General features: G+C 67.7%; 8 protein-coding genes. 2 read left to right on the top strand and 6 right to left on the bottom strand.

From position 1 onward, the window contains the following. Positions 1 to 109 precede the first annotated feature (109 nt). From ABD793_RS34735 to ABD793_RS34720, 4 genes are all read right to left on the bottom strand, one after another. Entirely contained in the window at positions 110 to 655 is a 546-nt protein-coding gene (locus tag ABD793_RS34735; RefSeq protein ID WP_344867548.1) for a tyrosine-type recombinase/integrase, read from the bottom strand. After that, a complete protein-coding gene (locus tag ABD793_RS34730; RefSeq protein WP_344867547.1) occupies positions 600 to 1,067 on the bottom strand; it encodes a hypothetical protein in 468 nt (155 codons plus the stop codon). Before ABD793_RS34730 ends, ABD793_RS34735 begins: the two co-directional genes overlap by 56 nt. Before the next feature lie 162 nt (positions 1,068 to 1,229). Continuing rightward, positions 1,230 to 2,354, bottom strand: coding sequence for a C40 family peptidase (locus tag ABD793_RS34725; protein ID WP_425548819.1), 1,125 nt, complete (start codon positions 2,352 to 2,354; stop codon positions 1,230 to 1,232). Positions 2,355 to 2,911: 557 nt separating this feature from the next. After that, entirely contained in the window at positions 2,912 to 3,859 is a 948-nt protein-coding gene (locus ABD793_RS34720) for a nucleoside hydrolase (RefSeq protein ID WP_344867546.1), read from the bottom strand. Between the two features lie 51 nt (positions 3,860 to 3,910). On the opposite strand from ABD793_RS34720, the gene ABD793_RS34715 reads away from it, so the two are divergent. Then, entirely contained in the window at positions 3,911 to 4,666 is a 756-nt protein-coding gene (locus ABD793_RS34715; protein WP_344867544.1) for an acyltransferase, read from the top strand. A 7-nt stretch (positions 4,667 to 4,673) separates the two neighbouring features. On the opposite strand, the gene ABD793_RS34710 is transcribed toward ABD793_RS34715, so the two are convergent. Continuing rightward, positions 4,674 to 6,008 (bottom strand): APC family permease, encoded by a 1,335-nt coding sequence (locus ABD793_RS34710; protein WP_344867543.1) that lies wholly within the window; start codon positions 6,006 to 6,008, stop codon positions 4,674 to 4,676. Continuing rightward, positions 6,005 to 6,886: a carbon-nitrogen hydrolase family protein gene (locus ABD793_RS34705; protein WP_344867541.1), complete on the bottom strand. Its 882-nt coding sequence runs from the start codon at positions 6,884 to 6,886 to the stop codon at positions 6,005 to 6,007. Before ABD793_RS34705 ends, ABD793_RS34710 begins: the two co-directional genes overlap by 4 nt. Before the next feature lie 76 nt (positions 6,887 to 6,962). Between ABD793_RS34705 and ABD793_RS34700 the strand changes: the two genes are divergently transcribed. Next, complete coding sequence (locus ABD793_RS34700; RefSeq protein ID WP_344867539.1) at positions 6,963 to 7,676, top strand: FadR/GntR family transcriptional regulator; 714 nt, start codon at positions 6,963 to 6,965, stop codon at positions 7,674 to 7,676. The last annotated feature ends 141 nt before the right edge of the window (positions 7,677 to 7,817 follow it).

Below are 7,817 nucleotides of genomic sequence, written 5' to 3'. Positions count from 1 at the left end.
AGAAGAAGCTCAAGATCATGACCGGAGACCATAGAAACACCACACGACTCAAGGCAAAGCGCAAACACCCTGCTCCCGTACCCCGTCAAGGCTAATCGCCACACGAAAACTAAGCGGGGAGAATGTGCCGCAGCGAATGCAGGTCCAGTTCGCCGGGCAGCTCCGCTTCCTCGCGGGCAGCGGCGAACGCGTTGTTGAGATGGCGCACGGAAACTCGCCCGCACCGCTCGGTGATCCATAATGCGGGATGCCGCTGTGGCGTCAGCAACGGCCGCACGTCCTCGACCGATTCCCCGAGCAGGTCGACGATCCAATCCAGTTCCGGCACCGTCAGCACGGTGCGCCGCTTGGGTGGGTTGCCGCGCGATGCCTTGCCGTAGCGGACCTGCACCGACCCGAAACCGCCGTAGCCGGGTGCCCGCGGATTGCGGCGGAAGTCCGCCAGATCCAGCCGCGCGGTCTCTTGCCGTCGCAGGCCGAACGCGTAGACCGTCTTGAGGATCACGGCATCGCGCAGCGCCGCCAGAGCACCCTTGCGGCCCCGGGCCCGGATCTGTTCCACCCGGGCGTCGGCGGCGTCGAACAAGGCCTGTACCTCGTCATAGGTCAAGGCACGGCGGCCGGGCCGGCATTCGAGCTCGGCCAGGTGCGCCACGGTGTTCCACTCGTGGCAGATCTGCACGGGTGCCTCCCCGAACCGCCAGTTCGCACTCGCCCGCCCAGCCGTAGCGGGAGTCGGTGACGAACTCGCAGAACAGACGCAGCGTCACCTGATAGCCACGGACCGTGGAATGGGCCAGCGGTGCAGGCCCCGACACCAGCTCGCCGGTGAACGCCTCGATCTCCGCAGGATCCCACTGCCACGGGTACTGGCCGGTGAACTCGGCGAACCGCCGGACCCGCCGCACCCGCGGCGCGATGGTCTCCACCCGCAGGAACCGGCTCTGCTGCTGACATTCCCAGCCGTTCAGCATCGCCTCGAACACCGCGGTGGTCTCGTCCAGATGCCGCACCCCGGGCGGCAGCATCAGATGCGCGGCGCCGTCCAAACCAGCCTGTCGCACCACCCGAACCTCCGGTTGCAACAGATACAACATCGTTGTATCCACATCAGACGGTCCAGGTCAACGACACGCCACGACCGTCGCCGACATCACCAGAAAACTCCCTGAAGAGCACGAACGAGAAGTATCGCGTCCTGCTCAATGTTGCATCAAATGCAATAGAGCCTAATTGGCCGGCCGCCCGGCGCCGGCGTAGTCGTCGCCCGGTGTGCGGTACGGGTGGACCTGCACCGCCTGCCCGGTCTGTGGTGCGTCGATCATCTGCTGGTTGCCTATGTAGAGGCCGACGTGGTGGATCTTGGTCGAGGGCTCACCGTAGAAGATCAGGTCACCCAGATCGGGTTCACGCACCGGGGTGACGCTGTGGAATTGCGTGTCGGCCGTGCGCATGAGTTTCACGCCCGCACTGGCGTACGCCGCGGTGGTGAGGCCGGAGCAGTCGAACCCGGCGTCGCCGGTGCCGTTGCCGCCCCAGACGTACGGGAGACCGATCTGGTCGATCGCGAAGTCGACCGCGCTCAGCACTGCCGGGTTCGGTGCTTGGTCGCGTTGGCCGACGGTGCCGTAGACGTTCACCGTCGCCAACGTGCGGTGCACCGTGACCGTCGCCGGCTCGAGCGTGGCGACACCGTTCCACCAGTCGGTGGACAAATCGCGGCCACCCGCACAGAGCGCACGTCCGACGGCGAGTGAAGCGTCGTCGATGTTCTGAACATCGGGTTTGCCGTCGGACGTGCTGTGCTGCCACTTCGCCCACACCGCCGGCGCGAGCTGCATCGGTCCCGCCGCGTCCGGGGTCGACACCACGTGACGGTAGAAGTCGCGCACCTCGACCGTACCGAGCGGCTTCACGAGCGCCCCGTTGTCGCCAAGTCGGTCACCCTGTGCCCGTCCGTGATCGCTGGCGACCTTCCCGATTGCGGCGAGTGTGATCCACGAAAGGTGGCATTTCGGCTGTTCCTTGCCGAGCGTGACGGTCGCCTGTGCGTATCCCGTCATCGCCCGCAGGGGAATGTCGAGCCACTGACTGGTCCGCGAGGCCCACGCCTCGAACTCACTGGCCCGAGGAACCTCCGGCTGAACCGGCACCGACGACGCAGCCGGCCCCGACGTTCGCGAAGGCTCGCCCGCCGCCGAGGTCCGCGAAGACCCCGCCGCCACCGAGGACGAACCGACGCCTTCCCCACCCCCAGAAGCCAACCGCACCGCGACGACCAACGCCCCAACAGCGACAACCACCGCAGCCAACGCGACAAGAACCCGCCGCCGCCCACCCACGCCGCTCTTCACCCCACCAGCCGAGACCCGCCTTCCGCCACCCAGCGCTGACACGTCGGCCGGACCCTGGCCTTGGAGCAGTGACGCTTCGGTTGGTCGTTGGTCGCCGAGCGGCGGTGTTTCGGCTGGTGGTTGGTCGTTGGGTGGTGGGGTTGTGGTTGGTGTTGTGTCGTCGGGTGGTGACGTTTTGGCTGGTTTCTGGTCGTCAGGTGGTGGTGTTTCGGCTGGTGGTTGGTCGTCGAGTGGTGGGCTTCCGGCTGGTGTTGTGTCGCCGAGTGGTGACGTTTCAGCCGGTACCTGGTCGCCGAACGGTGGGGTTTCGGCCGGTGCACCGCCTCCGAGTGGTGCCGCCGCGAGCGGCGGCTCGTCATACGATGGTGACGAATCGACGTCGCCCCGGCGGTCTGTCGGGGTCAGGTCACCGTGGCCGTCGCCGGTGCCGCCCGCATCGTCCGCGGCCTGAACCTCGCCCCTGCTGCTCGCCGCACCGGGGACGGTGACCCCAAAAGCCGCGTCCTCCCGACCGGCACCATCCTGCGGCGGCTCGTCCGGACGTTCAGCCCTGGCCATCAGCGGCCGCCGGCCAGCCTCGACAGGACGAAGTCACGCAATTTGTCCACATCCGTGTCCACAGCCACGTCCACCGGTCGGCCCGCCGCTTCGACCGGCACCGCCCGACGGTCGACCAGCGTCATGCCCCGCGCCGGGCCCGCGCTGGTGTCGACGGTGACCGGGAAGGACTCGGTCCGCAGCAGGCCCGGGTGGATGGCCTCGGCGACGGCCACCGCGTCGTGCATCACGATGCCGTCGTAGCCGAGCACCTGCCGGTAGTGCGCCCGGTATTCCGACGTGAACGCTTCGAGCGTTCGTCCCAGCGACCCGGACGCGGCGACCTTCGCCAGCCACGCACCGTCAACGGCGCACTGGTGCGTGAGGTCGAGGGGGACCATCACGCACGGAACGTCGTCCTCGGCGAGCACACGCCGTGCTGCTTCCGGATCCGCCCAGATGTTGAACTCGGACACGGCCGTCGAGTTGCCCCGCGCGACGCCCCCGCCCATCAGCACGATGCGAGCGATCTTCGAGCGCACGCCGGGGTGCGCCGCGAGCAGTGCGGCAATGTTCGTGAGCGGCCCGATCGGCGCGATGGTCACCGGCTCGTCGGCCGCCTCGAGCAGCGAGACCAACAGGCTCACCGCGTCGCGTTCTTCGAGCGGGCGGGTGGCCTCCGGCAGCGAGCCGGCCTGGCCGGAAAGACCGTCGCTGCCGTGCACCCCGCTCGCCCGGCGTGCGGCTTGGTACACGAGCGGGCGTGATGCACCGGCGGCGACCGGTACGTCGGTCCGGTCGCACAGCTGCAGCAGCCGCCGGGCGTTGGCGGTGGTCGTGGCGAGAGGCACGTTTCCGAAGACCGTCGTCACACCCAGTAGCTCGACGTCTGTGGACACCGCCGCCAGCGCAATTGCGAACGCGTCGTCGACGCCCGGGTCGGTGTCGATGATCAGCTTGGTCCCCATCGTGCTCCCTTGCCTGTACCGGGCCGTCGGGCACAGGTTACGGTCAACGGCATGACGTCGATGTGGGGTGCGCCCGCGTTGTCGCGAGTGCGCGCCTGGCGGCGGGCTCGGCGAGACCCGCGCCAGGCCAGGTTCCTGACCGTCGATTCGTTGCGCTGGGCGCTACGCAACCGCGCGTACACGCCGTGGTACCTCGTGCGGTACTACCGGCTGCTGAAGTTCCGGCTCGCCAACCCGCACATCATCCTGCGCGGCATGCTGTTCCTGGGCAAGGACGTGGAGATCCACTGCCGCCCCGGCTACGGGCGGATGGAGATCGGCCGCTGGGTGCACGTCGGCGACGGCAACGCCATTCGCTGTCACGAGGGGTCCCTTCGCATCGGCGACAAGTCGGTGTTCGGGCGCCAGAACGTCATCAACTGCTATCTGGACATCGAGCTCGGCGCGGCCACCCTCATTGCCGACTGGGTGTACATCTGCGACTTCGACCACGTCACCGCCGACATCCATGTGCCGATCAAGGACCAGGGCATCGTCAAGTCCCCGGTCCGGATCGGGCCGGACACCTGGCTCGGCACGAAGGTCAGCGTGCTCAAGGGCACCCGGGTCGGCCGCGGCTGTGTGCTCGGTGCGCATGCGGTGGTCCGCGGTGACCTCCCGGACTACTCGATCGCGGTCGGTTCCCCCGCCCGGGTGGTGCGCGACCGCGAGGACGACTACGCCGCGGATGCGGCCCGCCGGGAAGCGGTGGCCGACATGGCGCGCAAGGCGAACAGGGCCCTGCAGAAGACCCTGGGCGAAGGCTGACCGTTCGTCACTCCTCGAACGTCATCTGCGGCGGCGGCCTGCGGAACCCGCGGGTCAGCACCGCGAGGTATCCGACGCCGATCACCAGCCACACCAGGCCCAGCACCAGGGCGATGCCGTCCAGGTGCACGAGCAGCCACAGGTCGACCGCGGCGCCGATGACCGGGAAGACGAGCCAGGTCAGCGGATTCCGTCGTGTTGTCCGCCGCTCGCGCAGCCATGTGGCGATCACGCAGACGTTGACCATGGTGAACGCAGTGAACGCGCCGAAGTTGATGAACGACGTCGACGTGGTCACATCCAGTGCGAGTGCGATCAGGCCCACGCATCCGGTGAGCTCGATCGCGAACGCCGGCGTGTGCAGTTTCGGTTGCAGCCGCCCGAAGATCCGCGGTAGCACGCCGTCGCGGCCCATCGCGAACATCAGCCGTGACGCGCTGGCCTGCGCGGCGATCCCCGAGGCGAACTGCGCCACCACCAGCCCGGCCAGGAAGAACGAGGCGAACAGGTTGCCCCCGATGCGGGTCGCGATCTCGAATGCGGCCGAGGATTCGTCGCTGAACTGACTACCGGGGTGCACCAGTTGGGTGAAATACGCGAGCACGATGAACACGCCGCCACCGATCAGCGCGGTCAGCAGGATCGCGCGCGGGATCGTGCGACGGGGTTCCACCGCCTCCTCGGTCAGCGTGGTGACGGCGTCAAAACCGAGGAAAGAATAGGTGGCGAGCGCCGCGCCACCGGAAATCGTGCCGAACGTGCTGCCCTGGTGGAAGAACGGGTCGCCGCTGGCGAGCGAACCGCTGTCGGTGACGACCTGTTTGATCGACAGGATCACGAAGAACGCGATCACCAGGATCTGGAACGCCATGAGGACGAAGTTGGTCTTTTCGGCGATCTTGATGCCCAGCACGTTCAGTACCGTCGTGATGACGATGAACGCGATCAGCCACAGCCAGCTCGGCACACCGGGGAACTGCGCCGACAGGTACGCGCCACCGATCAGCCAGATCACCATCGGCAGGAAGAAGTAGTCGAGCAGCACCGCCCAGCCGACGAGGAAGCCGAGCCGTGAGTCGATTGCCTTGCGCACGTAGGTGTAGGCGGAACCGGCAACCGGATATGCACTGGCCATCTTACCGTAACTGGCGGCGGTGAAGAGCATCGCGATCAGCGCCACGAGATAGGCCGACGCCACCGAGCCGTCGGTGGTCGTCGCCACGACACCGAAAGTGCCGAGCACGATCAACGGCGCCATGTAAGCGAGTCCGAAGAGGACGACACCCGGCAGGCCAAGTCGCCGCTCCAGCGTTGCCGTCGACGCCGGTTGCGTGCTGTTCATCGGGCTCCTCCTGCTCGCGGCCGCCAACGGCCGGGTTCGATGCGGCCTTGGTACAGCGGAAGTTCCAGCGGTGAGTCACCCGGCGCGAAGTGGTCCCACACCCGGGTGACGCCGGCCGTGCCATCCCGTCGGACGCGCGCGACGTCGTCGAGGTCGATCGTGCGCGCGAGCACGCCCGGCTCTGCGCCCGGCACCTGTCCGAGAACCATGCCTTCGGGGTCGACCAGGATGCTCTCGCCCATCCCGACCGGACTGGCAGTGTTCACGCTTGCGACGAACACCTGGTTCGTGATCGCGTTGGCGCGGGCGAGCACCAATTCCTGCGCCCGGTCCGCGGTTGTCGTCTGCACGGGGTTGAGCACGAGTTCCGCGCCGAGCCAGGCCAGATGCCGCGCGACCTCGGGAAACCACGCGTCGTAACAGATGGAGAAGCCGAGCCGCCCGAATTCGGCCAGTTCGACGACGACGAAGCGGTCACCCGGCTCGTACGGCTCGTACGGCCGCCAGGGGAAGATCTTGCGGTAGCGGGCGGCAAGGTGCCCTTCCGGTGAGAAGACGAGCGCGATGTTGAAGAGTTCGCCGTCGTCGCCGCGCTCGCAGACACTGCCGGGTGCCAGCCATACGTCGAGGTCGCCCGCCAGCTGGGCTAATTGCCGAGTACGCGGGCCGTCGAGCGGTTGCGCGGCGGCGTTGAGCTGCTCGTTGCGTTCCGCCTCGGTGCCTTCGACGCCACACAGGTGCAGCTCGGGAAAGGCGACAAGCTTGGTGCCCGGGTGCGCGGCAAGCAAAGTCTCGACTTCGCTTGCGTACGCAGCCACAGTGTCCGTGTACGGGCGCGGTGGCAGCTGCGCGAGCGCGAGCGGCAGGAGGCGCGGCATGGTCGAAAAATAGTCCATCTTGAACACTTAAACAAGAGTGTTCACTTTGAGCAGTTTTGCGAGGTATCGTCGCCGCATGGCTGCCGATCTGGGCGCGCCCGAGCTGACCGCCATCCGGCGCCTTTCCGCGCTTGACACCGTACGGGCCCGCATCGCGCTGGCGATCGAACTGGGCTTGCTCGGGCCAGGCGAGTGGCTGCCGCCGAACGATGAAATCGCGCGCGCACTGGGCGTCGGCGCCATCACCGTGCGGCGGGCGCTCGTGTCGTTGTGCGAGGACGGATTTCTCGAGCGCCGCCGGGGCCGCAACGGGGGCACCCTCGTCGCCGCCGACGCGCCGGTCGGCCGGGTCGGCGAGGTCCGTGCGTACCGCGAGGCCTCGGCCGAAGTTCACGAACTGATCGACCACCGGTTCGTGCTCGAATCGGGACTGGTGCAGCTGGCCGCCCTTCGCAGGCCGGACGACGTGGTCGACGAACTGCGCGCACTCGTCAGCAAAATGGACGCGGCGACGGGGTGGGCAGAATTCCACGAACTCGACGCCCGATTCCACACCACGGTCGCGAACGCCGGCGCCCCCCGCTCGGCCGTCCACCAGTACCGCCAGGTCCTGGACGAGCTGTACCGGTTCTACCTGCCTTACCCGACGGAGTCACTGCACGAGTCGAACCGCGACCACGAGGTCCTGGTCCAGACCCTCGCCGACCAGGACCCGGAGGCTGCCGCGATCATCACTCGCGCCCATGTGAACGATCTACACCACACGATGTTCGTCGGTTTTCCTCGCTGACCTTGCTATCTGCCCCCTGAACGACGACGCCGATCGATCTCCTGCCGGCTCCTGCCGGCGGAGACACCTAGCCACAGCTGCCGCAGCCCCGCAGCGTCGACAGGCATCCCCGGATAACGCCGAACGCCACCCGCGAACAGC

This window comes from Amycolatopsis ultiminotia, assembly GCF_039536925.1.
In the GTDB taxonomy this organism is placed as follows: domain Bacteria; phylum Actinomycetota; class Actinomycetes; order Mycobacteriales; family Pseudonocardiaceae; genus Amycolatopsis; species Amycolatopsis ultiminotia.
The sequence above is the reverse complement of the archived record's forward strand: the minus strand, read 5'-3'. Positions and strand labels throughout refer to the sequence as shown.